Source organism: Cryptosporangium sp. NPDC048952 (assembly GCF_043197895.1).
Classification (GTDB): domain Bacteria; phylum Actinomycetota; class Actinomycetes; order Mycobacteriales; family Cryptosporangiaceae; genus Cryptosporangium.
Window position 1 is genome coordinate 858,821 of the sequence record NZ_JBICTY010000003.1, and the last position, 26,615, is coordinate 885,435.

General features: G+C 71.1%; 20 protein-coding genes. 15 read left to right on the forward strand and 5 right to left on the reverse strand.

Annotated elements, in window-relative coordinates:
• Nucleotides 1-106: 106 nt before the first annotated feature.
• From ACGFY5_RS20075 to ACGFY5_RS20090, 4 genes are all read left to right on the forward strand, one after another.
• A complete protein-coding gene (locus tag ACGFY5_RS20075) occupies nucleotides 107-2,398 on the forward strand; it encodes a putative bifunctional diguanylate cyclase/phosphodiesterase (protein WP_392721752.1) in 2,292 nt (763 codons plus the stop codon).
• Between the two features lie 48 nt (nucleotides 2,399-2,446).
• Nucleotides 2,447-2,635, forward strand: a complete 189-nt coding sequence (locus tag ACGFY5_RS20080) for an ArsR family transcriptional regulator (RefSeq protein ID WP_392721753.1) — start codon at nucleotides 2,447-2,449, stop codon at nucleotides 2,633-2,635.
• A complete protein-coding gene (locus tag ACGFY5_RS20085) occupies nucleotides 2,617-3,480 on the forward strand; it encodes a TIGR03620 family F420-dependent LLM class oxidoreductase (RefSeq protein ID WP_392721755.1) in 864 nt (287 codons plus the stop codon). The genes ACGFY5_RS20080 and ACGFY5_RS20085 overlap by 19 nt, the downstream gene beginning before the upstream one ends.
• A gap of 94 nt (nucleotides 3,481-3,574) precedes the next feature.
• Complete coding sequence (locus ACGFY5_RS20090; protein WP_392721757.1) at nucleotides 3,575-5,791, forward strand: molybdopterin-dependent oxidoreductase; 2,217 nt, start codon at nucleotides 3,575-3,577, stop codon at nucleotides 5,789-5,791.
• On the opposite strand, the gene ACGFY5_RS20095 is transcribed toward ACGFY5_RS20090, so the two are convergent.
• The gene (locus tag ACGFY5_RS20095) at nucleotides 5,788-11,463 is read right to left on the reverse strand and encodes a diguanylate cyclase (RefSeq protein WP_392721758.1); all 5,676 of its coding nucleotides are present in this window, start codon (nucleotides 11,461-11,463) and stop codon (nucleotides 5,788-5,790) included. The genes ACGFY5_RS20090 and ACGFY5_RS20095 overlap by 4 nt on opposite strands.
• Before the next feature lie 168 nt (nucleotides 11,464-11,631).
• Here ACGFY5_RS20095 and ACGFY5_RS20100 point away from each other — a divergent pair, with 168 nt between their 5' ends.
• Together ACGFY5_RS20100 and ACGFY5_RS20105 are read left to right on the forward strand one after the other, a co-directional pair.
• Nucleotides 11,632-13,446: a substrate-binding domain-containing protein gene (locus tag ACGFY5_RS20100; protein ID WP_392721759.1), complete on the forward strand. Its 1,815-nt coding sequence runs from the start codon at nucleotides 11,632-11,634 to the stop codon at nucleotides 13,444-13,446.
• A 29-nt stretch (nucleotides 13,447-13,475) separates the two neighbouring features.
• Nucleotides 13,476-14,591, forward strand: coding sequence for a winged helix DNA-binding domain-containing protein (locus ACGFY5_RS20105; protein ID WP_392721761.1), 1,116 nt, complete (start codon nucleotides 13,476-13,478; stop codon nucleotides 14,589-14,591).
• 13 nt (nucleotides 14,592-14,604) lie between these two features.
• Here the strand turns inward: ACGFY5_RS20105 and ACGFY5_RS20110 are convergent, their stop codons facing one another.
• A complete protein-coding gene (locus ACGFY5_RS20110; protein ID WP_392721762.1) occupies nucleotides 14,605-15,543 on the reverse strand; it encodes an exopolyphosphatase in 939 nt (312 codons plus the stop codon).
• A gap of 496 nt (nucleotides 15,544-16,039) precedes the next feature.
• On the opposite strand from ACGFY5_RS20110, the gene ACGFY5_RS20115 reads away from it, so the two are divergent.
• The 6 genes from ACGFY5_RS20115 to ACGFY5_RS20140 all read left to right on the forward strand — a co-directional run bounded on the left by ACGFY5_RS20115 (nucleotide 16,040) and on the right by ACGFY5_RS20140 (nucleotide 21,036).
• Entirely contained in the window at nucleotides 16,040-18,001 is a 1,962-nt protein-coding gene (locus ACGFY5_RS20115) for a cutinase family protein (RefSeq protein ID WP_392721764.1), read from the forward strand.
• A gap of 90 nt (nucleotides 18,002-18,091) precedes the next feature.
• The gene (locus tag ACGFY5_RS20120) at nucleotides 18,092-18,565 is read left to right on the forward strand and encodes a hypothetical protein (RefSeq protein WP_392721765.1); all 474 of its coding nucleotides are present in this window, start codon (nucleotides 18,092-18,094) and stop codon (nucleotides 18,563-18,565) included.
• A gap of 149 nt (nucleotides 18,566-18,714) precedes the next feature.
• Nucleotides 18,715-19,920: a cellulase family glycosylhydrolase gene (locus ACGFY5_RS20125; protein WP_392721766.1), complete on the forward strand. Its 1,206-nt coding sequence runs from the start codon at nucleotides 18,715-18,717 to the stop codon at nucleotides 19,918-19,920.
• A gap of 23 nt (nucleotides 19,921-19,943) precedes the next feature.
• Complete coding sequence (locus tag ACGFY5_RS20130; RefSeq protein ID WP_392721767.1) at nucleotides 19,944-20,147, forward strand: EF-hand domain-containing protein; 204 nt, start codon at nucleotides 19,944-19,946, stop codon at nucleotides 20,145-20,147.
• 259 nt (nucleotides 20,148-20,406) lie between these two features.
• On the forward strand, nucleotides 20,407-20,649 hold the full coding sequence (locus ACGFY5_RS20135) for a DUF397 domain-containing protein (protein WP_392722558.1): 243 nt from the start codon (nucleotides 20,407-20,409) through the stop codon (nucleotides 20,647-20,649).
• Nucleotides 20,650-20,859: 210 nt separating this feature from the next.
• Complete coding sequence (locus ACGFY5_RS20140) at nucleotides 20,860-21,036, forward strand: DUF397 domain-containing protein (protein WP_392722560.1); 177 nt, start codon at nucleotides 20,860-20,862, stop codon at nucleotides 21,034-21,036.
• On the opposite strand, the gene ACGFY5_RS20145 is transcribed toward ACGFY5_RS20140, so the two are convergent.
• Complete coding sequence (locus ACGFY5_RS20145; RefSeq protein ID WP_392721769.1) at nucleotides 21,028-21,897, reverse strand: helix-turn-helix domain-containing protein; 870 nt, start codon at nucleotides 21,895-21,897, stop codon at nucleotides 21,028-21,030. The two genes, ACGFY5_RS20140 and ACGFY5_RS20145, sit on opposite strands and share 9 nt — an antisense overlap.
• A gap of 420 nt (nucleotides 21,898-22,317) precedes the next feature.
• Here ACGFY5_RS20145 and ACGFY5_RS20150 point away from each other — a divergent pair, with 420 nt between their 5' ends.
• Nucleotides 22,318-22,962, forward strand: coding sequence for an RES domain-containing protein (locus ACGFY5_RS20150; protein ID WP_392721770.1), 645 nt, complete (start codon nucleotides 22,318-22,320; stop codon nucleotides 22,960-22,962).
• A 9-nt stretch (nucleotides 22,963-22,971) separates the two neighbouring features.
• On the opposite strand, the gene ACGFY5_RS20155 is transcribed toward ACGFY5_RS20150, so the two are convergent.
• Entirely contained in the window at nucleotides 22,972-24,207 is a 1,236-nt protein-coding gene (locus tag ACGFY5_RS20155) for an RNA polymerase sigma factor (protein ID WP_392721772.1), read from the reverse strand.
• Nucleotides 24,204-24,566, reverse strand: a complete 363-nt coding sequence (locus ACGFY5_RS20160; RefSeq protein WP_392721773.1) for a YciI family protein — start codon at nucleotides 24,564-24,566, stop codon at nucleotides 24,204-24,206. Before ACGFY5_RS20160 ends, ACGFY5_RS20155 begins: the two co-directional genes overlap by 4 nt.
• Before the next feature lie 187 nt (nucleotides 24,567-24,753).
• Here ACGFY5_RS20160 and ACGFY5_RS20165 point away from each other — a divergent pair, with 187 nt between their 5' ends.
• Together ACGFY5_RS20165 and ACGFY5_RS20170 are read left to right on the forward strand one after the other, a co-directional pair.
• The gene (locus ACGFY5_RS20165) at nucleotides 24,754-25,551 is read left to right on the forward strand and encodes an alpha/beta fold hydrolase (RefSeq protein WP_392721774.1); all 798 of its coding nucleotides are present in this window, start codon (nucleotides 24,754-24,756) and stop codon (nucleotides 25,549-25,551) included.
• Nucleotides 25,552-25,619: 68 nt separating this feature from the next.
• Nucleotides 25,620-26,615: TetR/AcrR family transcriptional regulator (locus ACGFY5_RS20170; RefSeq protein WP_392721775.1), on the forward strand; the 996-nt coding region annotated here is incomplete at its 3' end.

Genomic DNA, 26,615 nt, shown 5'->3' on the forward strand with positions numbered 1-26,615 from the left:
GACGACTTCAGGAAGTCACGGTTTGCCGCTGTGGACAGGACGCCTCAGGTTGGCGTCGATTCGGACGAAGCGGATAGAGGACGCCGAGGAGCCGGAGGAGACAGCCATGGCCCAGCGCTCTCCGCTGGCCGTCGTCGCCTCGGTCGTGCGTCGGGGGTGCTGCCTGCTCGGCGCCGTGCTCGCGCTCCACCTCTGCTGGGCGTGGACGGGCCACGGCGACAGCTCGCCGCTGTACCTCTGGTCGTCCTGGGCGCTGATCGAGATCATCCTGCTGACCGCCGCCGCCCTGGTGGCCCTGCGCTGCGTGCTGGTGCCGTCGCAGCGGACGGCATGGGCGCTGATCGCTGTCGTGGCGGCGTGCAACGGCGCCGGTTACGTCGTCTGGGACCGGCTCCTCTCGTCCGGGAACCCGCTCCCGGCCTTCTCGCTCGCGGACGCGTTCTGGCTGCCCCCGCTGCCGCTGCTGGGCGTCGCGGTCTGGCTGCTCTCCCGTCCGCTCGTCGGCGGGGTGGGCGCGGTGCGGGTCTGGGACGCCGTCGTCGCCGGCACGCTCGGCGCGGCGATGACGGCGTTGCTGCTCGGCCGCGGGGTGCTCACCTGGACCGGTGGATCACCGCTCGACGCGATCGTCACGCTCGGGTACCCGGCACTGACGATGGTGCTCGTCGGGATGATCGGCTCCATCGCCGCGCTGGCCGGCTGGCGCCTGGACGCGAGCTGGCAGCTCCTGGCCGCGACGGTGCTCGTGTTCGCGGTGGCCAACGGGCTGGTCAGCCGTCTGCTCGCGGCCGGGGCCGAGGGCGTGGAGAGGGTGGACCAGCTCGCCGGTGTGATCGGCCTGCTGCTCGCGGCCGCGGCCTGGCAACGCTCCCGCCGGATGGCCGACCGGCCGCTCGATCTGTGGTCCCTGCTCGCTCCGCTGCTGTGCGCGGCGGCCGCCGTGATCGTGTTGCTGGTGGGGTCGGCCACCGACCAGCCGCCGGCGGCCGCAGTGCTCGCCTCGATCTCGGTGCTCGCCGCGCTCACCCGCGTGGGCTTCGGCGTCCGGGCGTTGCTGGACGCGGGGGAGCAGCACCGGCTCGCGATCACCGACGAGCTGACCGGCCTCTACAACCGCCGGGGTTTCCTCCGCGGCGTCGAGGAGTCGCTGGCGTCCGACACCCGTTCCACGCACGCGATCCTGCTGCTCGACCTCGACCGGTTCAAGGAGGTCAACGACGGCCTGGGCCACCAGGTCGGCGATCAGCTCCTGGCCGCGCTCGCGCCACGGCTGTCCGGCGTGCTGGGCGCCGACGATCTGCTGGCGCGCCTCGGTGGCGACGAGTTCGCGGTGCTGACCGCGAACCGTGCCGTGGAACAGCTCGCCGAGCGTCTGCTCGTCGCGGTCCGCACCCCGCTCCCGGTGGGCGGCATCGCGGTGCCGACCGACGTCAGCATCGGGATCGTGGTCGAGACCGACACGCCGGCGGGCCGCACGGTCGGCGAACGCACGCTGGAGCTGCTCCGCTGCGCGGACACCGCGATGTACCGGGCGAAGACCGAGCGGCGCGGCTGGGTCCGCTACGACTCGCTCGGGCCCGACCGGCAGCGCGACTCGCTCGAGCGGGCGTCCGAGTTGCGGGCGCTGCTGACCGGCGCGGCGTCGTTGGGGCTGGCCGCGCCGAACGGCACGTTGGAGCTGCACTACCAGGCTCTCGTGGCGACGGACGTGACGGCGCCGCCGCGAGTGGAGGCGCTCGTGCGGTGGCGGCACCCGGTGCACGGAATGATCACGCCGGACCAGTTCCTCGGGCTCGCCGAGCGCACCGGGCTGACGCCGTTCCTCACCCGGCGGGTGCTGGGCATCGCGCTCGATCGGGTACGCGACTGGCGAGGCGCAGGGTTCCCGGTCGAGGTGTCGGTGAATCTCGCCGCCTCGGACCTGTTCCACCCGACTCTCGTCGATGAAATCCTGGACGGCCTCGCCACCCGCGGCCTGCCCCCGTCCGCGCTGACGGTGGAGATCACCGAGCAGGTCGCCATCGGCGACCTCGACACCGGGCGGGACGTCCTGGCGGTGCTGCGGCGGGCCGGCGTCGGGGTCGCGATCGACGACTTCGGCACCGGTTACTCAGCGCTGTCGTACCTGCAGCGGTTGCCTGCGACCGAGCTCAAGCTCGACCGGTCGCTGACCGCGAAACTCGACGACCCGGCTGCCGCCGCGATCGCCCGTGCGTGCATCGACTTGGCCCACACGCTGGGTCTGGAGGTCGTCGCCGAGGGCGTCGAGACGGCCGAGCAGGCGCAGGCGCTGGTGGCCGCCGGTGCCGACCGCCTGCAGGGCTGGCTGTTCGGCAAGCCCCGGTCCGGCGGCCCGGTCCCGCCTTCGACCACGTTCCCGCTCATTCCCGCGCTCTGATCCCGCAGCGCCCCTTGAACGGTCGCCGAGCTGACCGGCGCGTTCGCGATGTCCCAACCGGCGATCTCGAAGCACCTCACAGTCCTGGAAAACGCCGGGTTGATCTCTCGGACCCGTCGCGCGACGGCATCATCGAGTCCGGACTGGAGGCCGGCGCCCGCGAGTCCGACGAGCGCCTCGCGGAGCTGCTCGCCGAATTGCAGTAATACTGTCGGGGTATGGCGAAACGACTCGTGAGTGTCTGGCAGCCCTACTTCCTCGCCTCGAAGGACCGGGACGCCGTCCTCGACGCCGCCGGAGAACTCGAAGATCTGGGGTACACCAGGATCTGGTTCTCAGCCGGCTTCCAGGACGGCGTCCCGGCCCGTTTCCGGGAGATCCTCGACGGCACCAAGAGCATCGGCGTCGCGCCGGGGATCCTCAGCATCTGGCATTCCGACCCCGCCGACGTCGCGGCTTTCGTCGCCGACGCCGAACAGGCACACCCCGGCCGGTTCCTGCTCGGGCTCGGCACGAGCCACGCGGCGATCGTCGACCAGCAGGACGCCGGTCAGTACCGCAAGCCCTACTCGAAGATGGTGTCGTTCCTCGACGGACTCGACGCCGCCGGGGTCACCCCCGAACAGCGCGTCCTCGCCGCGCTCGGCCCGCGCATGCTCGAGCTCTCCCGCGACCGCTCGCGCGGCGCGCACCCGTACTTCATCCCGGTGGAGCACACCGCCGAGGCCCGTGCGACGCTCGGGCCCGACGGTCTGCTCGCGCCCGAGGTGGCCGTCGTCCTCGAGGCCGACGCCGAGCGCGCGCGCACCGTGGCCAGGGAGTACATGACGGGCTACCTCACGCTGCCGAACTACACGCAGAACCTGCTGCGGCTCGGCTGGACCGAGGCGGACTTCGCCGGTGGCGGCAGCGACCAGCTGGTCGACGCGCTGATCCCGTGGGGCACGCCGGAGCAGGTCGCCGCGGGCATCGAGAAGCACTACCGGGCCGGCGCCGACGAGGTCACGATCCAGGTGCTGGGCGTCGACCGCCGCCAGTTCCCCGCGGACGCGTTCCGAACCCTGGCCGCCGCACTGATCTGACCGCTTGCGGGATCGGCGAAGTCGCCGGTCTTCACCGATCCCGCGGGTTTCTGTCGGTGGGGCGGACCAGACTGTGGTCCTGGAGGTGGTCGTCATGGCCCGCACCGCGTACCGCACCTGCCCGCTCTGCGAGGCCGTCTGCGGTCTCGAGATCACGCTCGAACAGCGCGACGTCGTCCGTATCCGCGGTGATCGCGACGACGTGTTCAGCCGCGGCTTCCTCTGCCCGAAGGGCGCGACGCTCGGCGAACTCGACCAGGATCCCGACAAGCTGACCGGCCCGCTCGTCCGGCGCGACGGCGTGCTGCAGCCGGCCACCTGGCCCGAGGCGTTCGCGGCCGTCGAGGCAGGACTCACCCGGGTCGCCGCCGCGCACGGCCGCGACGCCGTCGCGATCTACGTCGGCAATCCGAACGCGCACACGCTGGCCGGTCAGCTCTACCTCGGCCCTCTTCGCAAGGCCCTGGGCACGACGAACGTGTACACCGCCGCCAGCGTCGACCAGCTTCCGAAGCACGTCTCCGCCGGGCTGATGTTCGGCGACCCCACCGCGATCCCGGTGCCCGATCTCGACCGCACCGACTACCTCCTGATGCTCGGTGCGAACCCGCTGGAGTCCAACGGGAGCCTCTGCACCGCTCCCGACTTTCCCGGCCGGCTCAAGGCGCTGAAGGCCCGGGGCGGTCGGCTCGTCGTCGTCGATCCGCGCCGCACCCGCACCGCCGCGCTCGCCGACCGGCACCTGTTCATCCGGCCCGGCACCGACCCGTACCTGCTGCTCGGCGTCGTGCACACGCTGTTCGACGAGGAGCTCGTGCGGGTCGACGACCGGTTCGCCGGTCTGGACGAGCTCCGGACCCTCGCGAAGGAGTTCCCACCGGCCGCTGTCGCCGGGGTGTGTGGCGTTGCGGCCGAAGACATCGCGACGCTCGCCAGGGAGCTCGCCGCCGCACCCACCGCCGTCGTCTACGGCCGCATCGGCACGTCCACCGCCGAGTTCGGCACGCTGACGAGCTGGCTCGTCGACGTCGTCACCGCGCTGACCGGCAACCTCGATCGCCCCGGCGGGGGCATGTTCGGCATGCCGCCGCACGGCCGCTCCCGCCGGCGCAAGCCGTTCCGCACCGGCCGGTGGCGCAGCCGGGTCCGCGACCTGCCGGAGGTGATCGGTGAGCTCCCGGTCGCCACGCTCGCCGACGAGATCCGCACGCCCGGCGACGGGCAGATCCGCGCGCTCGTCACGGTCGCGGGCAACCCGGTGCTCTCCACTCCGGACGGCCCCGGGCTCGACAAGGCGCTGGAAACGCTCGACTTCGTGGTCAGCGTCGACCCGTACCTGAACGCGACGACCCGCCACGCCGACGTCGTGCTCCCACCGGCACGGATCCTCGAGTCCGGCCACTACGACGTCGCGCTGCTGGGCTTCGCGGTGCGCCGGATCGCCCGGTACTCACCGGCCGTGCTGGAGCGCGCCGCCGACCGCCCGAACGAGGCGCAGATCCTCGCGAAACTCGCGCTCATCGCCGCCGGTCAGGGCGCCGACGCCGATCCGGCGCTGCTGGACGAGGGCTTGATCGCCGGTGCCCTGGCGAAAGCCGTCGAGGACCCGGCGTCCCCGGTCCACGGCCGCGACCCGTCAGCGCTGGGCGCCGAGCTCACCGGCGTCGACGGCACCGAACGGCGTCTCGACCTCATGCTGCGCCTCGGCACGTTCGGCGACGCGTTCGGCGCCCACCCCGACGGCCTGTCACTCCGGAAGCTGCTCGACGCCCCGCACGGCATCGACCTGGGTCCGCTGGAGCCCGCACTCGACGAGGTGCTGGCCACCGCGTCGGGCAAGGTCGAGCTCGCGCCTGCGGAGATCGTCGCCGACCTGGTGCGCCTGCGCGCCGGCCTCGACGCCCGGCGCGACGGGTTCGTGCTGATCGGCCGCCGCAACCTGCGCACGAACAACAGTTGGTCGCACAACGTCGGCGGGCTGGCCGGGGGCTCCAACCGGTGCACACTGCAGATGAACCCCGACGACGCGGCGCGGCTCGGGTTCCGACCCGGGCAGCAGGTGCGGGTGAGCTCCCGGGTCGGCGAGGTCACCACGGTGCTGGAGCCGAGCGCGACGATCATGCCCGGCGTCGTGAGCCTGCCCCACGGCTTCGGTCACGGCCTGCCCGGCACCCGGCTGCGTGTCGCCGAACGCACCGAGGGCGTCAACGCGAACACGCTCACCGACCCCACCCAGCTGGATGCCCTGAGCGGCACCGCAGTCCTGAACGGCTTCACCGTGGAGGTCTGCTCAACCGATGTGACTGTTTAACCGACGTGCACCCGGTTCCGGCCGGCGTGCTTGGCTAGGTAGAGGCACCGGTCCGCGCGCCCCAACAGCGAGCCCACCAGCGTGTCCGCGCTGGGCTCTCCGTCGAGATCGGCGTCCCGGAGGTACGTCACACCCAGACTGATCGTCACCTGCAACGGCCCGGCGGTCGTCGACACCGGCTCGTCGGCCACCGCGGCACGCAGCTGCTCGGCCACCCGCGCCGCCTCCACGGCCCCGGCCCGCAGCGTCAACACGAACTCCTCGCCGCCGTAGCGTCCGAGCAGCCCGAGCCCGCGACCGTTCTGACGCAACCGCGCCGCGACGACCTGGATCACCTCGTCGCCGACCTGGTGCCCGTACTCGTCGTTCACCCGCTTGAAGTGGTCGATGTCGATCATCATCGCGGCGACCGGCCAGCTCGCCACCCGGTCCCGGCGGCTGACCTCGACGTCCTGCACTGCCAGCTCGAAGAAGTGCCGACGGTTGGCGACACCGGTCAGCCCGTCGATCGTCGCGAGTCGGCGCACCTCGGCGAACAGCCGCGCGTTCTCGTAGGCCACCATGCCCTGCCCGACCAGCGCCCCCGCGATCTCGGCCACGCCGTGGTCGTAGTCGTTCTCGGCGCCGGTCGCGAACAGCAGCACACCGAGGTGCTCACCGCGGGCGATCAGCGGCAGCGCCAGCCAGCAGCGCGCGTCCGGCAGTGCGTCGGTGACCAGGCGCGGGGCGTCCACCCGGCTGATCACGGGCTGGTCGGCCTCCAGCAGCCGCGCGAGCCGCCCGTCGGCGTCCATCGCCACCGGGTGCGAACCGGTCGGCACACCGAGGCCCGAGTCGTCGGCGCCGGGCTCGTCCACGTCGGCGACAGCGGCGAACACCGCGGCCAGGTCGTCGGTGCGGTGATGTCGTCCGGTGCGCGTCGCGGCACGCACCCAGATCAGCGGCGGGACCGGCGCCGGTTGCACCAGCCAGGCGCTGTCGCCGCCGACCACCCCGAACACGACGGTGAGCAGCCGGCGCAACACCTGCTCGGGCGTCGGCTCCAGAATGCCGGTGATCGCGGCGAGCGCGTCGCGCAGCGTCTCGGCCAGATCGCGCTGGCGGTGCGCCGCGGAAACGGCCACCTCGAGCTGCGCGGCCCGCGCGGTCTCCAGCGCCACCGCGACGTGGCTGGTGATCGCCGTCAGCACCCCGACGTCGTCGGCCGTGAAAATGCCTTTCGCGACCCGGCTGTCGAGGTACACGACGCCGAGCAGCCGCGGTTCGAGCAGGATCGGCGCCACCATGATGCTGCGCAGCCCGTGCAGGACGACGCTCTCGGCACCCAGCGCGGCGCCCTCCTCGGTACCGGTGACCACCAGCGCCGTGCGCGTCTGCCACACCCGCTCGACGAGCGTCGCGCTGTAGCCGGTGAGCGTGCCGAGGTCGCCCTGGGTGGCGTCGCGCCCGCCGTGCGGCCGCAGCTGCCCCGAGTCGTCGACCAGGAACAGGAACGCGCGCTCGGCGCCGAGGATGCGGATCGTCTCGTCGAGCGCGACCGCGGCCACCTGGGACGGGTGCAGCACCCGCGACGCGGCGAGCCCGACCTGCTGGATCGCGTTCAGCCGCTGCCGGTACAGGCTCACCGCGACGCCGTCGCTGGAGCGCGCCTGGGTGAGGCTGAGCCGCCCGACGTCCTCCAGCCCGAACTCGGCCGCGAGCTGCCGGGCCCGGTGCGGCCAGCGCTGCCCCACGGCCAGCGTCAGCGCGTAGCGGGCCTGCCGTTCGCTCTCGCCCTCGACGCCCTGCAACCGCAGTGCGCGGGCCCGCAGGCGGGCCGCCTCGAACGCCACCAGCGGCGCGTCGACCGCGCGGATCGCCGGCTCGGCCGCGTTGAGCGCGCGCAACGCCCCGTCGACACGACCCTCGGCGAGCAGGAGGGCGGCCCGCACGAGAAGGTAGTGGGCCCGCAGCAGCGCGGTGTTCGCCACCAGCCGCAGGACACGGACGGCCGCCCGCGCGCGTTCGCGCCGCACGTCGTCCGGCGCCACCCGCAGCTGCTCGACCCGCCCGTAGGCCTGGTAGACGAACAGCCCGCGCTGGATCGGGATCAGGCTCCACCACGGCACGCCGACGGCGGTCAGCTCATCCGCGGCCCGGTCGAACGCGACGCCGCAGTCACCCTGCTCCACCTCGGCGAGCATCGCCGCGTACGCCGCGTCGACCCGCTCCCACCGCGTTCCCGTACCGCCGGCGCGGACCCGGTCGAGCTGCGCAGCGGCCTCGGCCGGACGCCCCTGCAGCGCCAGCAGCCCGACGTGACACGCGTGCACAGTGGTGCTCAGTGCGCCCGCGCCCTCGCTGGCCTCGACCAGGGCCTGCCGACGTGCGAACACGTCCTCGGCGCCGGTGACGTCGCCGCGCATCAGCGTGTCCCAGCAGAGCACCGACAGCAGGTCGATGCGGCGTCCCGCGTCCAGCCAGCGGGCCCGGCCCGCGAGTACCTCGCGCACGCGTTCGCCCTGGTCCAGGCCGAAGAAGTGCCGGTCGAGCGCTTCCAGCCAGTCGACGAACGCGATCAGCTGCGGGTCGCCGACCCACGCGGCGGTGCGGTGCGCGCGCCGCGTCAGCCAGCGTCCGATCGGACGCAGCCCGGCGACGAACGCCAGGTGCGCGGCGGCGACGGCCATCCGGGCGCTCTCCGGCCCTCGGCCGATCCGCGCGGTCAGGAACACCCCGCGCAGTGTGAACGCCAGCGAGACCGTCGGCCGCAGCTGCCGCGCGTATGCCAGCGCACCGATGTCGTAGAGCTCGGTCAACAGGCAGTACAGCTCCCGCTGCGGGCCGCGGACGCCTCCGTAACCGATCCGGACGACGCTCATCAGGCAGCCGAGCAGCGCCCTGCCCACCGTGGACGTGACCAGCACGAACGAGTTCTCCGGCAGCGGGCGGCCCAGCACGGCCAGCGCCTCGTCGACAGCGCCCGATTGCCGGTCGGTGGCCCAGGTGCTGTCGTGGACCTGTGCGACCAGCGCGAGCACGCGGGCCTGCTCCATCGGATCGGTGGTGCGCCGCTGCGCGATCTCCAGCGTTCCCAGCGCGTCGCGGAAGTGCCCGGTGCGGTGCTGCGCCCGCCCGAGCGTGAGCAGGAACGCCGCGTCCGGGATCAGCCCGGCGCGCGCCGCCGCCGAGGCCGCGGCCTCGAGAAAACCCACCGCCTCGGCGGGCGCGTGTTCGGTGAGGGCCAGCCGGCCCGCCACGGCACAGGCTTCGAAGAGATCGACGTTGGGCGAGCCGTCGTCGGCGAGCTGGCGGTGTCGCGCCAGGGCATAGACGATCGCCGGCACCGCCCCGGCCGACGACGACGCAGTCTGACCGGCGAGCACGTCGGCGATCCGCGCGTGGACGCTGCGCAGCGTCGCGGGGTCGAACTGAGCGAGCAACGCCTCGCGGATGCGGTCGTGCAGGAACTGGAAGTTGTCGCCGTCCCGGCGTTCGAGCAGGTGACGCCATGCGGCGGCACTGGCGACCTCGATCGCGCGGCGGCGGGCGATGCGCCCGACCTCGGCGACCAGGCCGGGGTCGAAGTGCGGACCGAGTGCCGCCGCGATGCCCAGCAGCTGCCTGCTCTCCTCGTCCAGCCCGCGCAGCCGGTCGAGGACGAGCTCGACGGCGTCCAGCGGCAGTTCGACGTCGTGGAGGAGATCGGGGTCGATCTGCCAGGTGCCCCAGGACGGGCGCGCGAGCCCGGCGTCGACGATCGCGGTGAGGAACTGCAGCAGCGTGAACGGGTTGCCGTCGCTGCGTGCGGCCAGCCCGGCCGCGGTGGGGGAGTCGATCCGGATGCCGCTGGTCATCCCGAAGACGAGCTCGGCGACGGCGCTCGGGGAGAGCGGTTCGAGCCGGACGGTGAGGTCCAGGGCGGGCCCGAGCGCGTTGCGCGCGGTGGCGAGCTCGGCGGCGTGCCCGGGATCGTCGCGGCAGGTCGCGACGACGAGGACGGGGGCGTCCGGCAGTTCGTCGGCCAGCTGGCGGAGCACGCGGCCGGTGGCGTCGTCCATCCAGTGCAGGTCGTCGAGGTGCAGCACCAGGCCGCCGGCCGACCGGGCCAGCGCGGCCAGGAACCCGGCCACCGCGCCGGGTAGCGGCTGGTCGCGTTCGTCGGCGAGCGGGGGAGCGGCGTCCAGGAGTGCGCCCAGCGCGGGGGACAGGCCGTGCAGCAGCGCCGCGGCCGGACCAGCGGCCGCGGTGAGGTCGACGGCGGCGGCGACCCGCCGTGCCGGGGGCAACGCCCGTACCTCTGCGACGTACTGGTCGAGCGCGGCGCGTAACGGCGCCAGCGGTAGCGACGCATCCGGGTCGCACTTGCCGGCGAGCACCAGGCCGCGGTTCGCGACGACCGCGGCGGTCAGCTCGGCGGTGATGCGGCTCTTGCCGCTACCGGGCGGCCCGGTGACCAACACGGCCCCACCCGCGGGCGGATCGGCGTGGCTGCTCGCGCCGGCGTCGCGGACGCGTTGCCACCCGTCTGAGGTACGACTGCCGCTGCTGGTGCCGGCGTCGCGGACGCGTTGCCACCGGGCGGCGAGTGCGCCGAGTTCGGCGTCGCGGCCGACCAGGGGGCTCTCGGTCTTCACCACGACCGGGTGATCGTCGGCGCCCAAGGGGAAGCCGTCCAGACCCACTGAGTACGTGGTCGGCTCGGCCGACGCCAGACGCCGCAGGTCGGCGACCAGGCCCTCACCGCTCTGGTACCGGTCGTCGGGATCCTTGGCGAGCAGCCGGAGGATCACCGCGCCCAACCCGGACGGCAGGTCCCGACGCGTGGTCAGCGGATCCGGCGCCGACACGGTGGCGTGCATGCGCAGCAGCGCCCCGACGTCGTCGGACGCGAACGGCGGGGCACCCGTGGCGCACTCGAACAGGACCGCGCCGAGCGCGTAGAGGTCGGCCCGCCCGTCGACCGGGCGGTGCAGCATGCCGGACTGCTCCGGCGCACAGTAGAGCATCGTCCCGGCGACCGTGCCGTCCGGCGGTGCGCCCAGCCGCGACGCCATCCCGAAGTCGATCAGCCGGGCCTGCGGCGCGAGGTGCCCGACGCCCTCGCGGACCAGGATGTTCTCCGGCTTGATGTCGCGGTGCACCAGCCCCGCGCGGTGGGCGGCGGCCAGTGCGTCCGCGACGTCGATCCCGATCGCCAGCAGCGTGCCGACGTCGAGCGGACCGTCGTGGAGCACATCGGTCAACCGATCGCCCTCGACGAGGTCCATGATCAGGTAGGGACGACCGTCCGCCGAGCCGACCTCGTGCACCCGGGCCAGACCGGGGTGGGCGATACAGGCGAGCAGCGCTGCCTCGCGACGGAACGCGCGCTCACCCGCGTCGTCGCGGTGGGGCTCCGCGTCGTCCATGGTGGCCGGGTGGTCGCGCGCGATCTTCATCGCGTACACGCCGTCACCGCGGCGGACCCGGTAGGCGACGGTGCGGCTGCCGCGGCCGAGCTCACCGAGGATCTCGTACCCGGCCGAGGCCTGGGTGGCGATCGCCGCGGCCACCGCGCGGGCGTCCACTCCGCCCGTGGTCTCGGCGGGGTCCACGATGGGGATACCACCGGTCGGCGCCTCGATCAGGGCGCGACGGGGCCGGGGTGGAGCGGACACGACGCCCGCATCATCGTGGCGGTCGAGCGACACCCGCGCTCCCGATAGCTCGCTGTTGGCGCTCGGAGCCTACCGACTCCGGTGCGACCCGGGAGTTACAGACGATGAAGTTGCCCCTGTTTCCGTTGGTTATTTCAGTGGTTGATCTCCGTTCGGTAGCGCGCTGGTCCCGGTGCGAGCTGATCGGGTACCTTCCCGCTCATGGCGCGTGGTCGGCACCGCACCGCGGTGGTTCTCCGCCAACAGGCGTCCGGGGCAGCTGCTTCCCGCCCCGGCGGACGTCGCTGGTGGGCACGGCCCTGGCTGGCCGGTGCAATCGTGCTGGCGCTCGTCTTCGGCGCGCTCACGTTCGTGTACGTGCGCCGCTCCGGCGAATGCACCGGCGACCCGGTGGAGCTCTCCGTCGTCACGTCCCCGGATCAGCAGAGCGTCGTCCGGGAACTGTCCGACGCGTGGGCCCGCGAGGACCACAATTTCGACGGGCACTGCGGCACGATCCTCGTCCGGGGCCAGGAGTCGGCGGCGGTCGGCCAGGCACTGTCCCCGAGTCAGAACAGCGCGGCCGCGAACAACCGGGTCGACGTCTGGATGCCCGACTCGTCCACGTGGATCGCCAGCACCGCCACCCGGCCCGGAATGAACCGGCTGTTCGCGTACAACCGGCCGAGTGTGGCGTCCTCGCCGATCGTGCTCGCGGCGCCGCGGCCGATGGCCAGCGCGCTCGGCTGGCCCAAGCAGCAGATCTCCTGGACGAAACTCGGGCTGCAGCGCATCAACGGCGGTACCTGGAGCGACTACGGGCGCCCGGAGTGGGGCACGCTGCGCCTCGGTGTCGGTGATCCGCGCCAGTCCACCGCCGCTCTCGGCACCCTGCTCTCCGTGGTCGATGCGGACATGAACGGCGACGTCAGCGAGGAGGAGCTGCACAACGCGCTGATGCTCTCCCGCGCCAACACGCTCGACCAGCCGACGTCCGCGGCGTTCCTCGCCCGGCTGCGCGAGATGCCCGATGCGGCGGCGCTGCTCGCCGGGGCCGGGCTGTTCCCGGCCACCGAGCAGCAGGTCGCCGCGTACGACCGGGCCAGCCCGGTGGTTCCGCTGGCAGCCGTGCAGCCGGCCGAGGGCACGGTCTTCGCCGACTACCCGTACGTGACGCTCGCGGCCTCGTGGGTCGACCCGATCCGGCAGCAGATCGCCGCCAGCTTCCTCGAAACGCTCCAGAGCGACGCCGGGCGCAAGGCGTACGGGCGGGCCGGCTTCCGGGACCCGGAGCGCACCACCCGCTACGCCCGTGACCTGCAGCCGGTACTGGGGATGGGCGGCGTGGTCTCCGACGACGCCCGCGGGTTGCCGTCCAACGAGGCGATGACGAAGACCGTCGTGTTCTGGTCGGCGCTGCAGCGCAAGTCCAACGTGCTGGCCGCCGTCGACACGTCCGGTTCGATGACCGACCCCGCACCGGACGGCCGCTCGACGCGGATCCGGGTCGTGCAGGAGGCGTGCCTGCGCGCCGTGGCGCTGTTCAGCCCGGAGTCCAGCGTCGGTCTGTGGAGGTTCTCCGAGAAGCAGAACGGCAACAAGGACTACCGGCAGCTGGTTCCGCTGGGGCCGATCAGCGGCGCCCTGCCCGACAAGACGCCGCGCCGGGCCGCGCTGGAAACCGCGATCCGCCGTGACCTGACACCGAAGGGCGCCACCGGTCTGTTCGACACGACGCTGGCCGCGTACCAGTACGTGCAGGGCCACTGGCAGCCCGGGCGGCTCAACCTGCTGGTGATCCTCACCGACGGCCGGAACGAGAAAAAGGGTGGCCTGACCCGGCCGCAGCTGGTGCAGCGGCTGCGCCAGGTCATGAAACCCGACCGCCCGGTGCAGGTGATCGCGATCGGCTTCGGCAGCGACGCGGACCTCAACGAGCTGCGGGTGATCACGACCGCGGTCGGCGGGAAGGCCTACCGCGCCGACAGCGGCGGCGACATCGACCGGATCTTCCTGTCGACGCTGGCGCCCCAATAAGTGTCGGAGGCGGCCGCTACGGTCTCGCCATGAGGCTTTCGCGGCGCGCGCTGAACCGGGCCACGCTCGCCCGGCAGTTCCTGCTCGAACGGGTCGACCTGCCGGTGGACGACGTCGTGGAGCGCCTCGCGGGCCTGCAGGCGCAGACGCCGCACTCCTGGTACCACGGGCTCTGGGCCCGGGTCGCCGGGCTCACCGCCGTCGACGTCTCGGCCGCGCTCACCGAGCGGCGCATCGTCCGGCTGGCGCTGCAACGCGCCACGATCCACCTGGTGTCGGCGCGGGACTGCCTGGCCTGGCGTCCGGTGCTGCAGCCGATGATCGTCAGGGCCTCGCTCACCCAGTACCGGCGGCGCCTCGAGGGTGTCGATCTGGAGGAGCTCACCGCTCTGGGTCGCGCGGTGCTCGAGGAGCAGCCGATGACGTTCGCGGCCCTGGAGAAGCGCCTCGCGGAGCGCTGGCCCGCCCACGATCCGCACGCGCTGTCGTACGCGGTGCGCGGCTACCTGACGCTTATCCAGGTTCCGCCGCGCGGCAGCTGGGGTGAGGCCGGTCCGATCAGCGGCCCGATCGCGCACACCACGGCCGAGGCGTGGCTCGATACGCAGGTGCCCGCGGCGAGCGTCGACGATCTGGTGCTGCGCTACCTGGCGGCGTTCGGCCCGGCGGGCGTGAAGGACGCGCAGGTCTGGTCGGGTCTGACCCGGCTGCGTGAGGTCTTCGAGCGGCTGCGTCCTGACCTGGTCGTGCATGAAGACGACGAGGGGGCGGAAGTATTCGACCTTCCTGACGCACCCCGGCCACCCGAGGACACCCCGGCACCGGTGCGGTTCCTCTACGACTTCGACAACCTGCACCTGTCCTACGCGCAGCGCACCCGGTTCCAAACGCCGGAGACCGCGGTGGCCCGCGAGCGCACGTTCACGAAGAACGGGGTGCTGCCGGGCACGATCCTGATCGACGGCGAGGTCCGAGGCGTCTGGTTGGTCACCCGTGAGCGCGCTGGCGTCACGCTGACCGTGCGGCCGCTGGCGCCCTGGTCGGGCGCCGACCGGAGAGCGATCGAGGCCGAGGGCGCCGACCTGCTGGCGTTCGCCGCCCCCGAGGCGTCTCGCCGCGAATTCGTCGTGGGGGAGGCCGTCTAGACCACTGTGCTGCCTAAACGGACACGGTCCGGGGGGCGCTGACCGCGTCGATCACCTCGGCGAGCACGCGCTCGGCATCCTCGTGGGGCACCTGGCACGTACCGGCCGCGACGTGGCCACCACCGCCGTACTTCAGCATCACGGAGCCGATGTCCACCGGCGAGGTGCGGTCGAGGATCGACTTGCCGGCCGCGAGCACGGTGTTCTGCTTCTGACGTCCCCACATGACGTGGATCGAGACCCGGGCCTGCGGGTACAGCGCGTACACCAGGAAGCGGTTCCCGGCGTAGATCGTCTCCTCGTCGCGCAGGTCGAGCACCACGACGTCGCCGTGCATCGTGCCGACCCGGTTGAGCTGGTCGACGAAGAACTTGTGATGGGCGTTGAAGAGGTCGGCCCGCTCGGCGACATCAGGGAGATCGAGGATGTCCTCGACGTCCTGGTGCTCGATGCAGGCGTCGATCAGCTTCATCATCAGCTGGTAGTTCGAGATCCGGAACTGGCGGAACCGGCCGAGGCCCGTGCGGCTGTCCATCAGGAAGTTGAGCAGCGTCCAGCCGGTCGGGTCGAGCACTTCCTTGATGTCGTACTGGGCGGAGTCGGCACGGTCGACAGCGTCCATGATTTCGTCGGACACCGTGGAGAACCGCTCGTTGCCGCCGTAGTAGTCGTAGACCACCCGGGCCGCGGACGGCGCGTCCGGGTCGATGATGTGGTTCTCGGCGTCACCGCTGATGCGGAGCGTCTCGGAGTGGTGGTGGTCGAAGACCAGGTGCGCGCCCGGCGCGTACGGCAGGTTCGTGAGGATGTCCCGGTCGCTGACCTCGAACGTGCCGTCCTGGACGTCTTTCGGGTGCACGAACGTGATCTCGTCGACGAGGTCGAGCTGGCGCAGCAGCACCGCGCACACCAGGCCGTCGAAGTCGCTACGGGTCACCAGGCGGTACGACATGAGAGCCCCTCGGGAACGCCGGGTTCCTATCTTCGGCCAGATCGGCAGGGAGCCCGGGGGCTTGAACGTTTCTCCCGGCGCGGTCTGCCGGCTGTCGGACGGGGCCGGGGTGCAGCGTCGGGCGCGACCCCGCAGAATTGCAATTCCCGGCTATTCAAATGCGTGAGCTCGACGATTCTGCTGTGACTGCAGTGACCGCGGAAAATAATTGCCGGAAATTGCGCTGAGTTACCAGTGGTCGAGTGATCACCCTGCGTATGTCGACTGTTTGGCTGGATTTTTCCGCAGCTAACGGGCGTTCGGACGTGCGCCCATCCTCCGTCCGGGCCGGTACGGAATAGATCGGCGGTGGCCTTTTTCCGCGCCGAACAGGGGAACGGATGCCGGGGCGGGTGCCGGTCCGAGCGCCATAAGCTGCCGCGGGTCGGTTGGGTAATTCCCTGGCCAACCGGCCCACCTATTCCGTTAGCCACCCCTCGGCGAACACAGGTAGGTCGTGTCACAGCTCTCCCCTCATCCCTGGCGTCTCCGGGCGCTGACCGTCGTCGTCCTGCTGGCCGGCGCGGCGCTCGTCGGCGGGTCCGCGCCGGCGGCCGCCGGGAGCCCTGGTTGCGGCGATCTGGCGGTCGTGTTCGCCCGCGGTTCGGGTCAGCGGCTCGCGCAGCGCGAGAGCGTCGCGTTCCTGAGCGCGCTTTCGGCGCGGCTCGGGGAGACGGTGCGGGCCACCGCCTACGAGCTGGGCACCGCAGCGTACGGCGGTGCGCGTTACCCGGCGGTCGGCGTTGGTGTCGACAGCGGCGACTCGTTCGCGAACCTGTTGGACGCCGGCGCGTACTGGACCGGGAACGAGGGTCACCGCTATCGGGCGAGCGTGGCGGCGGGCGTGAAAGAGCTGCGCGCGTACCTGGCGCAGCGGAGCGAGTCGTGTCCGACCGAGCGGATCGTGCTCAGCGGCTATTCGCAGGGTGCGCAGGTCGTCGGCGACACGGTGACCGGGTTGAGCCGGGAGGTCCGGGACCGGATCGCGTTCGTCGGGCTCTTCGGGGACCCGAAGTTGTCGCTGCCCGAGGGGCGCGGGATCTTTCCGGTGGGGTGCCGGGGGAAGTCGCTGTCGCCGTGGCGCCGGGGGTCGGCCAGTTGCTACACCGACAACGGCATCCTCGATGCACGGACGCCGTACGTGCCCGCTGACCTGGCGAAGCGCACGGGCTCGTGGTGCGACCGGGACGACCCGATCTGCAACAGCAACCTCGCCGACTTCCTGCACTCCACGCACGGCCGCTACGCCCAGCCGGGCCGAGCGGTGGACCAGGCCGCGGCCGAGGCAGCGACCGCAGTCCGCGCCGCCCTCAGCGCCCTTGGCGCCCCCAGCGTCCCCGCAGACTCCGGCACTCACGCCGCCCCCAGTGCGCACGCCGGCTCCGGCGGTGCAGGGGAACCCGGCGGTCCCGGCGGGGGAGGGGCGGACGAGCCGACGCCGTCCGCGTCGCCGCGGGCGGGGTTGCCGCGGGCGGGGTTGCCGGAGGCGGGGTCGACCGCCGCGTCGAGCGGGGCGGAGTCGAGCGGGGCGGAGTCGAGCGGGGCGGGGGCGCCCGCTGCGGCGGGGTCGCCTGGGGTGGGGGTGCCCGCTGGCGGCGGGGATCGTCCCTCTGCGTCCAGTTCCGTGGCGTCGATATCGCCGGAGGCGACAACGGGAGGTGGAGCACCTGCGTCGGGTACGAGCGTGCCGCGTAGCGGCGGACCGGCGCTGGCGATCGACGGGTACTGGACGCGGCCGGGAAGTTCGGTCACGTTCGCGGTCGTGGGCGGGGCGGAAGGCAGCTACCGTTGGGATTTCGACGGCGACGGGACGACCGACCGGACGACGACGCAGCCGACGGTGGAGCACACGTACGCGCAACCGTTCGCCGGACGGGCGCGGGTGCAGGTGAGCGGCACGGAGGCGGTCGCGAGCGTGCACGTGGACCGGGTGGGGCTGGCGCGGCAGCTGCCGACCGGACCCGCGACGGTGACCGTGCGCGCGGCGCACGAGCCCGACGGGGCGGTCGTGCAGTGGAGCCCGGCTGCCGATACCGGTCGGATCGACGCGTGGCGGATCCACGATGCGGACGGGCGGCTGCTCGCCCACCTGCCGGGGTCGGCGCGGCAGGCCGATCTGCCGAGGCTTCCCGATCGCACCACCGAGCTGACGGTCGAGGCGATCAACGAGTTCGGCAGCAGTGAGCCGGAGGTGGCGGCGCCGCGTGGAGTCGGGTCGTCGCGGTTCGCGGCGGTACCGGCTTCGACGGGGCTCGTGGTCGCAGGGACCAGTCGGGCGGGGGGTGTTGCCGAGCCTCGGCTGACGAAAGGGCTGGTGGGGGTGGCAGTGGGGTTGCTCCTGGCAACCGGCGGCACGCTGATGATCCGCGTGCTGGGGCACGGCCGGGGTGGTCGCCACCGACGCTCGCGACGAATCTGAAGACCGCAATGAACACCCAGCGCGTTCGTTACGTAACTCATTGAAGAGACGTTGCTATACGAGTGACGCGGAGCGGGGGCAGGAGACAGCATGAGCCAGGCGCGACACGCGATCGAAGCGGAACCGCGGTATCGGGCGTGGATGCTCGCGGCGGCGACGTCGATGGCCGTGGTGGCTGTCGGGGTCGGTGGTGCGGTGTTCACGCTCGGCGGCGGCGGTGACTCGGACGTCGTCTCCGCGGCCAACCGCTACCGGCCGCTGGCCGGATGGTGGCAGGTCGAGATCGAGGACCGCTCCGGCGCCGGTTGCCTCGACCCGGGCTGCCCGATGTCGGTGCGGCGCTGGCAGGCCGAGCGGGCGCCGACGGCCGGCGAGCTGCGGAAGTCGATCGAGGCCGCCGGCTGGTCGGACCCGGGTGTGGACGGCGACTGCCGACCCAGCGGCAACCGGACCGGCGCGTTCCCCCTGTGCACCGCACGGGCGTCCGACGACGGCATGGAGCTGACGCTCACGGTCCAGCAGGCCGACAGCTACGACGTCACGCTGACCGTCGAATCGCGGTAACCGCACCTTTCCCGCACCGAATTCGCACCCTCCGGGCGGGGCTGCCGGACCGGCAACCGTCCTACTCCCGTCGAGCTCCTCTCCTCGCACCCGAAACTGCCGACGTTGTCTAGCAAGAGGCAGTCAAAAGGGATGATTGAGGGGCGAGGATGAAGCTGAAGCTGGTAGCCGCCGTCATGGCCGTGGGTGGCCTGGTGGGAGGCGCCATCGGCGGCACCGCGCAGGCGGCGACCACGGCGATGACCACCAAGCCCACCGCCGATGCCTCGGCGAAGAAAAAGAAGAAGACCGCGGCCGCTGTGGCCGCTGCCGCGAAGCCGGCCGTTACCCAGACCAAGGTTCCACAGCTGGGCGTGCAGATGCACGCGATGTGGGAGATGTACTGGGACGGTCAGAAGCCGAACGCGATGTTCGACAAGCACCTCAACGCGCTGGCCGCCAACAAGGTGCAGATCGTGCGCGTCGACATGGGTTGGTCGGCCAGCCAGCCGACCAAGGCGGCGCCGGACGCGAACTCGTGGCACAACAAGCGTCTGAACATCGCGATCGACAGGATCCGCGCGAAGGGTTTGAAGGTCTTCCTGACCCTGCACCAGTCGCCGGAGTGGGCCCGCCCGGGCACCGGCAGCAACCTCATGCAGCTGCCGACCGACCCGAACTCGATCAAGCCGTGGATGACGTTCATGGCCAAGACCTATGGTTCGCGCATCGCGGGCATCGAGGTCTGGAACGAGCCGAACCTGGTCGAGTTCACCGGTGTCGCCGACGCCAACGCCCGGGTCAAGAAGTTCGTCGCCGTGCTGAAGGCGTCGTACGCCGGCATCAAGGCCGGTAACAAGTCCGTGCCGGTGATCTTCGGTGGCACCGCGCAGACCGACGACGTCTTCATCAAGCAGGCCTACGCCGCCGGCGCCAAGGGTGCGTTCGACATCATGGCCGTACACCCCTACCAGGGCAACCAGACCAAGGCTCCCGAGTCGACCGACATCAGCGGCAAGTCGCGCATCACCAACATGCCGGCGGTCATCGCCGCGATGAAGGCCCACGGCGACGGCACCAAGCCGATCTGGTGGACCGAGTTCGGCACGTCCGTGCACGCGAACACCGGCATCAAGCAGACCTGGCTGTTCGGTGTGGCCAACGACCACATCGCCGGTGACTTCATGGTCCGCTCGTTCAAGCTCGCCGCGGCGCAGTACCCGCAGGTGCAGGTGGGCACGGTCTACACCGCCTACCGCCCGTCCGCCGGGATCTCGGCCCACCAGTACGGCTACCGCCTGCTCGAGGCCGACGGCACCGTGCACGAGCAGCTCAAGATGCTCAAGTCGATGCGGGACTCCACGGCGTCGCGGTGATTCCGTGTGTCAGTCTGTGCCTCGTGACTGACTACTCGACGACATTCAGCCTGATCGACCTGGACAACGACGGTCTGATCTCGGCCTCGGAGCTGGTGCAGGTGACGGGGGTGCTCGGCGACCCGATCAGCGAGGAGGACGCGCTGGCCGCGGTGGCGCGCGTCGACGCCGATGGGGACGGCAAGATTTCGCTCGAGGAGTTCACGGCGTACATGTCGGCGCGGTGACAGTGGTTGCGTCAGGTAGTTGATCGTGCGCGTCGGGTGATCGGGCGATCATCGTGTCAGAAGCCATGGGCCGGGGACGTCAAAGGACTCCCCGGCCCGTTCGGCGTTTTCTCCCAAAGCGCATTCGTTGGCCTCCGCCTGGTTCGCGTTATTTCGATGACTGGAGACGAGTCGCTGCTCTAATCTGGGTGAAATGCGGACTATTGACAAGTCCTAGAAGCGCCCTTGGTGGACTTTTCGGGAGGCTGCCGTGGAGCAAATGTCCGATGGTCGACTCGCCTGGGTCAAGTCGTCCGCATGCGCCCATAGCAATTGTATTGAGGTGGCCTGCTCTGGGGATCAGGTTCTGATGCGCGGCGGAGTTTCGAAGATCCGCCTGGCTTTCACTCGGCCGCAGTGGCGGGCCTTCATCGCCGATCTGCAACAGGACTCCTTCAAGGTCGGCGGCGGTGAGCAGGCCGTTCCTGATGGTCCTAAGCGCGACGTTCGCCGTCCACTGTGATGCGTTAGGTTGGCGCTCGCCCCCACCCGGCAGCGATGGCCGAGGAACACAACCGCCCGAAGGCCGATCTTCGACGTGACTCCGTGCCTTAAAAGTGGCAAGATAGGCGCGTTTGTCCAGTATTCGAGCTATCGGACTTCATGAGGAGAAATAGTGGTCACCAGGGTTGTCGATGGTCCCGTCGGAGTGGGCGTGCCCGCTGTTTCGGCTATGGCCTCGTGGAGGCGTTCAACCCACTGTGCCCACTCCAGCTGCGTAGAAGTAGCGACACTGCCCGATGGTTCGGTGCTGATGCGCGACACCGCCGGTGTTGTTTTGTCGCATTCGCGTGACGTGTGGAGTCAATTCCTTATTGCTGCGAAGCGTGGAGACTTCCGATCACGCTGAGTCGTGAAATTCGGCCGTTTCGAGTAGCAGGCTGCGGGAGTCGTTCGTATTCAGCGCGATCTCCCGCAGCCGTGCAAACGTCACCCGATAGCGCTCCAGATCCCTCGGCGTGGTGAGGTAGGTATTGCCTTGCAGGTCGTCGACATAGACGCGGTCGCGGACCGAGTGCGCGAACGACAATATGGTGAAGACGCTGTCCATCGCCGGGTGTGCTCCGGCGGCGAACGGGATCACCTGGAGCGTCAGGCGTCTGTTCGCGGCTTGTGCCGCCAAGTGCTCCAATTGGGTCCGCATCGTCGCTCCGTCGCCGACTCGGCGTCGGATGGCCGCCTCGTCGACGATGAAGTGCAGGCGGGGTGGGTCGGGGCGTTCGAAGATGGCCTTTTGCCGCAGGATGCGTCCTTCGACGAGTTCGGCGATGAGATCGCTGGGCTGTTGGGGCTTGAGGACCCGGAGGAAGGCCCAGGTGTACGCAGGCGTCTGCAGCAGGCTGGTGATGATCGAGGTCTTGTAGTCGTCAATGGCGCTGGCGGCCTGCTCGAGTTCGGCAAACTCGACCTGATCGAAGTCGAACGCCTCGATGTGCCGCCACGAGCTCGAGCGACGGCTTTCGTCGACGAGGAGGGACAGTCTCTGGCGCTCGTCGTCGGGCACGCCGTACAGCAGGCACATCCTGTCCAGATCGGATGGCTGGACGGACCGGTTCCCGGTCTCGATCCGGCTCAGCTTGGACGCCGAGAAGCCGAGCTGCTCGGTGACTTCGAGCGTGGTCAGACGGGCTGACCGTCGGTGCTTCCGGAGTGCCGCCGCCAATTCCAGGCGCCGAAGCGCCGGCGAGTCGGAACTCAGGCCCTCGGACACGGTCGCCTCCCGTATTTTGCGGGCGATCGAAAGCAGTATGCGCGCTCACCTGCTGATGAGTCGCGGATTGTTCTGGCAAGTGCGATGGCAATTGACATGGCGCTTGCCAGCTTGGCTACATCCAGTCACCATAGAAGAGCGAAGGGTGAGAACTCATACTAGGCCGCCCGGTGGTGCGGGACGCCGCCACGGCGGGGGGAGCACGTTGGACGGATGCTCCGCGCAACGGTGCTGGATATCGATGCGATGCGTCCGTCGGAGGTCGTGGGCCGGTAGTGCCCGGTGTGCTGGCCGCGCTGCGACTTCGACTCGAAGGGGCGGGTTGATGCGGGTGAGCGATCTGCGGGTGCTGTCATTACAGACGGTGGTCACTGCTTGCGAATTGAAAGGCCGTCGCGATTCTCGGGCAAGGGACGCGGCATGTTGCTCTATCGGGTGATCCCATACCTCGAGACGGCGACTGCGGGGACGCCGGGACATCCTCTGTACGTCAGTCCTCATCAGAGCAGTGGGCGCCTGGACAATCCGACCCACTACGCGACGCTCTACTTCGCGCTCGAGCCGAGCGGCGCAGTAGGGGAGCGTTTCGGTGACGAGGTGGAGTGGACCGACGACACGTTCCGGCCTGCGGGGGTGCCCGGAAGCGTCTGTTCGCTGGTGACCTATCGGTTAGCGGATCACGTCCCGCTTCTGGACCTGGATGACGCTTCAAACCTCGCGGCTCGCGGACTACGGCCGACGCAGGTGATCGAACGCAACCGATCGGCCACGCAAGGCTGGGCGCTGCGGATATTCTCCGAGCAGAATCATCGCGGGCAGCGGTTGTGGGACGGGGTCCGCTGGTGGAGCTTCCACCGTCCGGCCTGGCGCATCGTCGGCTACTGGGGCACCGAGCCGCCGGTTTGTCTGAAGGCCGAGCCCCTCGGGCTCGGCCACCCGGCGATCGTCGACGCAGGTCAGGAGCTGGGCCGCGATCGCCCGGGACGCACGGGGTCGTACGCGGGACCCGCTTCCGCGTCGAGTCCACCGAAGTGGCCGAAAGGGGTGCACTGGCGTCCGGTGTAAATGCGTACTTCAAAGCAGGCGGGACGCGCGGGTGGTGAGGTAGCGCTGCTCGGGGAGGCTGAGGGTGCGGCGGGCGGCTTCGCGGTAGGCCTCCCGTGCGCCCGGCGCGTCTCCGGCCAGCTCCAGGAGGTGGGCGCGGACGGCGTGCCAGCGGTGGTGGCGGTCGAGTTCGGCGCGCACCGACTCCAGGATGGCGAGCCCGTCGGACGGCCCGTTCACCTGGGCCACGGCGACCGCGCGGTTCAGCGTCACCATTGGGCCGGGCTCGAAGCGCTGCAGGAGGGTGTAGAGGGCGACAATCTGCTTCCAGTCGGTTTCGTCGGCGGACGGGGCCTCGGCGTGCACGGCCGCGATGGCTGCCTGCAACTGGTACGGACCGAGAGGTGCGACGGGCAGCGTCGCGGTCAGCAGCACGACCCCTTCGGAGATCATCGCGCCGTCCCAGGACAGCCGGTCCTGTTCGGCGAGCGGCACCAGCTCGCCGTCGGCGCCGAGCCGCGCGGGGCGCCGGGCCTCGGTCAGCAGCATCAGGGCCAGCAGTCCGGCCACTTCGCCGTCGGCCGGCATTTGTTCGCGGACCGCGCGGGTCAGGCGGATTGCTTCGGCGGTGAGGTCGGCGCGGTGCAGCGAGGAGCCCGCCGTCGCGACGTAGCCCTCGTTGAAGATGAGGTAGAGGACGCGCAGGACGACCTGCAGGCGGGCGGACCGTTCGGTTTCGAGTGGTAGCTCGAAGGCCGCGCCGCGGATGCGGGATTTCGCCCGGGAGATGCGTTGCGCCATCGTCGCTTCCGGCACCAGGAACGCTGCGGCGATCTCGGCGGTGGTGAGGCCGCCGACCGCGCGCAACGTCAGGGCCGCCTGGGTGGTCGGCGACAGTGCGGGGTGGGCGCACAGGAAAAACAGTGTGAGCGTGTCGTCGGTGGTTGGGACGGGTGGCTGTTCTCCCGGTACGGACAGGAGCTCCCGGCGCTGGCGCGCCGACTCGCTTCGGAACGCATCCGTCAGACGTCGGGAAGCCACCGATACGAGCCACGCTCGTGGACTCTCCGGTACGCCCTCCGTCGGCCACTGCCGGAATGCCGCGAGGAGCGCCTCCTGCACGGCGTCCTCGCAGGCGTCGAACTGTCCGTGCCGGCGCACCAGGACGCTGAGGACCTGCGGCGCATGCGCGCGCAGCAGGTCCTCCAGCTCGCCGGACCCGGCCCGGTCGGAGGGTGCGGCCCGGTCGCCGGGCGATTGGGTCACATTTCCAGCCCGGCCTCGGCCATGACCGGGCGGATCTCGATCGCGTTGTAGGCCGCGTCCGGGATCTTCGCGGCGAGCTCGACTGCCCGCTCGGGCGTCTCGCAGTCGACCGCGTAGTAGCCCGCGAGGAACTCCTTCGCTTCGACGTACGGCCCGTCGGTGGCGTCCACCGCGCCGTCGCGCACCCGCACGGTGGTCGACGCGGACGGATCGGCGAGTGCGACGAAGCCCAGCAGTTCGCCGGTCTCCTTCAGTTCCGCCGAGAAGGCGTCGTGAGCGGCGAAGACCGCGTTCTTCTCGTCTTCCGACAGCGCTTCGAACACGGCCGGGTTCATCTGGATCAGCAGCAGGTACTTCATCGTTCGCTCCGAACTCTCGGGAACTGCCTGGCACCGGGTAGTCGGTGCCGTTCCGCCCGTCTCGACGTCCTCTACGTACGGATCCTGCCGGAACGCGACACGCGCGCCGCGGCGGTGTCGGGGTGGTGGTCGATCCGCCTGCGAAGCTCGCAGATGCCGTGCCCGAGACCGAAGGGAACCACTGACCATGGACACCGTCATCTCCGCCGACGGCACCCCCATCGCCTTCGACAGCTACGGCACGGGCCCGGCGGTGATCCTGGTGGGCGGCGCGTTCCAGTTCCGGGCCATCGACCCGCGTACCGCCGAACTGGCCCGCCTGCTCGCCGACGACCACACCGTCTACCACTACGACCGCCGGGGTCGCGGCGACAGCGGGCCCGGCTCCACCCCGCACACGCCGGAGCGCGAGATCGACGACATCGCCGCGCTGGTGGCGCACGCGGGCGGCACCGCGGCGCTCTACGGGATGTCGTCTGGGTCCGCGCTTGCGCTCGACGCCGCCGCGCGTCGGCCCGCGGTGAACGCCGTCGCGGTGTACGAACCGCCGTTCGTCGTCGACGGGAGCCGGAAGCCGATTGCCGAGGACCTGCAGCCGCGCCTCGAGCGGCTGGTGATGACCGATCAGCGTGACGGGGCGGTGGAGCTGTTCCTCACCGAGGCGGTGGGGTTGCCGTTGGAGGCCGTTCGTGGCATGCAGGAGACGGCTGGGTGGGCGGCGATGGAGAGCGTCGCGCACACGCTTGCGTACGACATCGCGCTGTTGGAGGGCACGGGCTCGGGTGGGGCGTTGCCGCTGCACCGTTGGGCCGCGGTGACGGTGCCTGTGCTGGTGCTCGACGGGGGAGCGAGCCCGCAGTGGATGGGGAGCGCTGCGGACGCGCTGGCCGGGGTGTTGCTCGATGCCCGCCGTCGGACGCTGCCCGATCAGACCCATGACGTCGGTGCCGCTGTGCTGGCTCCGGTATTGCGCGGGTTCTTCTGATGCAGGTACTGCAATAGTGCAGAGGATAAAGATTTGCAGGGGCTGCAAGTTGAGTCTAGGGTGGGGGCGTGCAGAGCGAGGGTCTCCGACTGCGGAAGAAGCAGCAGACGCGTGCCGCGTTGGCTGACGCGGCGTTGCGGCTTGTGGCTGAGCGCGGGCTCGACCAGGTGACGGTCGAAGAGATCAGTGCTGCTGCTGACGTTTCGCCGCGGACGTTTTTCAACTACTTCGCCACCAAGGACGACGCCGTCTTCGGGTCGATGCTCGACGGGACCGACCGGGTGCGGAGCACGATCGTCGGCGCGCCGGCGGATCGGCCGGTGTGGGACATCGTGTGGGCGGCTTACCGCGACGAGGCGGTGGAGCTCGAGTCCGACGCGGAGCGGCTCAAGCTGCGGATGACCGTGTGCAGCAGGAATCCCGCGATGCTCGCGCGGTTGGTCGAGACCGGCGCGGCCGCCGAGCTCGCCCTCGCCGAAGCCCTGGCCGAACGCCTCGCCGCCCAGCCGTCCGCCGCCGAGCCGTCCGCCGCCGAGCCGTCCGCCGCCCGGCTGTCCGGCGCTCAGTCGTCCGGCGCCGAGTCGTCCGGCGCCGGGTCGGCGCCGCGGCGTGAGTCGTCCGCCGACGGTTACCCGCTGCTGCTCGCGGTTGCCGCGGGCAGCGCCCTTCGGGTCGCGATGATGCGCTGGGCCACCGGCAGCGAGGGTCGCCCGCTCCTCGCCCTGGTCGACGAGGCCTTCGCCGCCCTCTCCACCGGCCTGGCCAACCCCGCTCCGTCCGCCGCGACCGCGCCGGCCGCACACATCACCACCTCCGCGCCCACAACACAGGCGGGCCGCGCCGCGTCGGCTGTGCCTGCCGCTCCGGCTGTGCCCGCGGCTCCGGCTGTGCCCGCGGCTCCGGCTGTGCCCGCGGCTCCGGCTGTGCCCGCGGCTCCGGCTGTGCCCGCGGCTCCGGCTGTGCCTGCCGCTCCGGCTGTGCCCGCGGCTCCGGCTGTGCCCGCGGCTCCGGCTGTGCCCGCGGCTCCGGCTGTGCCCGCGGCTCCGGCTGTGCCCGCGGCTCCG

What these genes read in the sequence shown, in the direction of transcription:
- ACGFY5_RS20075 (WP_392721752.1), top strand. Translation starts at nt 107, where the DNA reads ATGGCCCAGCGCTCTCCGCTGGCCGTCGTCGCCTCGGTCGTGCGTCGG.
- ACGFY5_RS20140 (WP_392722560.1), top strand. Translation starts at nt 20,860, where the DNA reads ATGGCCTCGTGGAGGCGTTCAACCCACTGTGCCCACTCCAGCTGCGTA.
- ACGFY5_RS20165 (WP_392721774.1), top strand. Translation starts at nt 24,754, where the DNA reads ATGGACACCGTCATCTCCGCCGACGGCACCCCCATCGCCTTCGACAGC.
- ACGFY5_RS20160 (WP_392721773.1), bottom strand. Translation starts at nt 24,566, where the DNA reads ATGAAGTACCTGCTGCTGATCCAGATGAACCCGGCCGTGTTCGAAGCG.
- ACGFY5_RS20085 (WP_392721755.1), top strand. Translation starts at nt 2,617, where the DNA reads ATGGCGAAACGACTCGTGAGTGTCTGGCAGCCCTACTTCCTCGCCTCG.
- ACGFY5_RS20090 (WP_392721757.1), top strand. Translation starts at nt 3,575, where the DNA reads ATGGCCCGCACCGCGTACCGCACCTGCCCGCTCTGCGAGGCCGTCTGC.
- ACGFY5_RS20105 (WP_392721761.1), top strand. Translation starts at nt 13,476, where the DNA reads ATGAGGCTTTCGCGGCGCGCGCTGAACCGGGCCACGCTCGCCCGGCAG.
- ACGFY5_RS20100 (WP_392721759.1), top strand. Translation starts at nt 11,632, where the DNA reads ATGGCGCGTGGTCGGCACCGCACCGCGGTGGTTCTCCGCCAACAGGCG.
- ACGFY5_RS20110 (WP_392721762.1), bottom strand. Translation starts at nt 15,543, where the DNA reads ATGTCGTACCGCCTGGTGACCCGTAGCGACTTCGACGGCCTGGTGTGC.
- ACGFY5_RS20120 (WP_392721765.1), top strand. Translation starts at nt 18,092, where the DNA reads ATGAGCCAGGCGCGACACGCGATCGAAGCGGAACCGCGGTATCGGGCG.
- ACGFY5_RS20150 (WP_392721770.1), top strand. Translation starts at nt 22,318, where the DNA reads ATGTTGCTCTATCGGGTGATCCCATACCTCGAGACGGCGACTGCGGGG.
- ACGFY5_RS20080 (WP_392721753.1), top strand. Translation starts at nt 2,447, where the DNA reads ATGTCCCAACCGGCGATCTCGAAGCACCTCACAGTCCTGGAAAACGCC.
- ACGFY5_RS20125 (WP_392721766.1), top strand. Translation starts at nt 18,715, where the DNA reads ATGAAGCTGAAGCTGGTAGCCGCCGTCATGGCCGTGGGTGGCCTGGTG.
- ACGFY5_RS20135 (WP_392722558.1), top strand. Translation starts at nt 20,407, where the DNA reads ATGTCCGATGGTCGACTCGCCTGGGTCAAGTCGTCCGCATGCGCCCAT.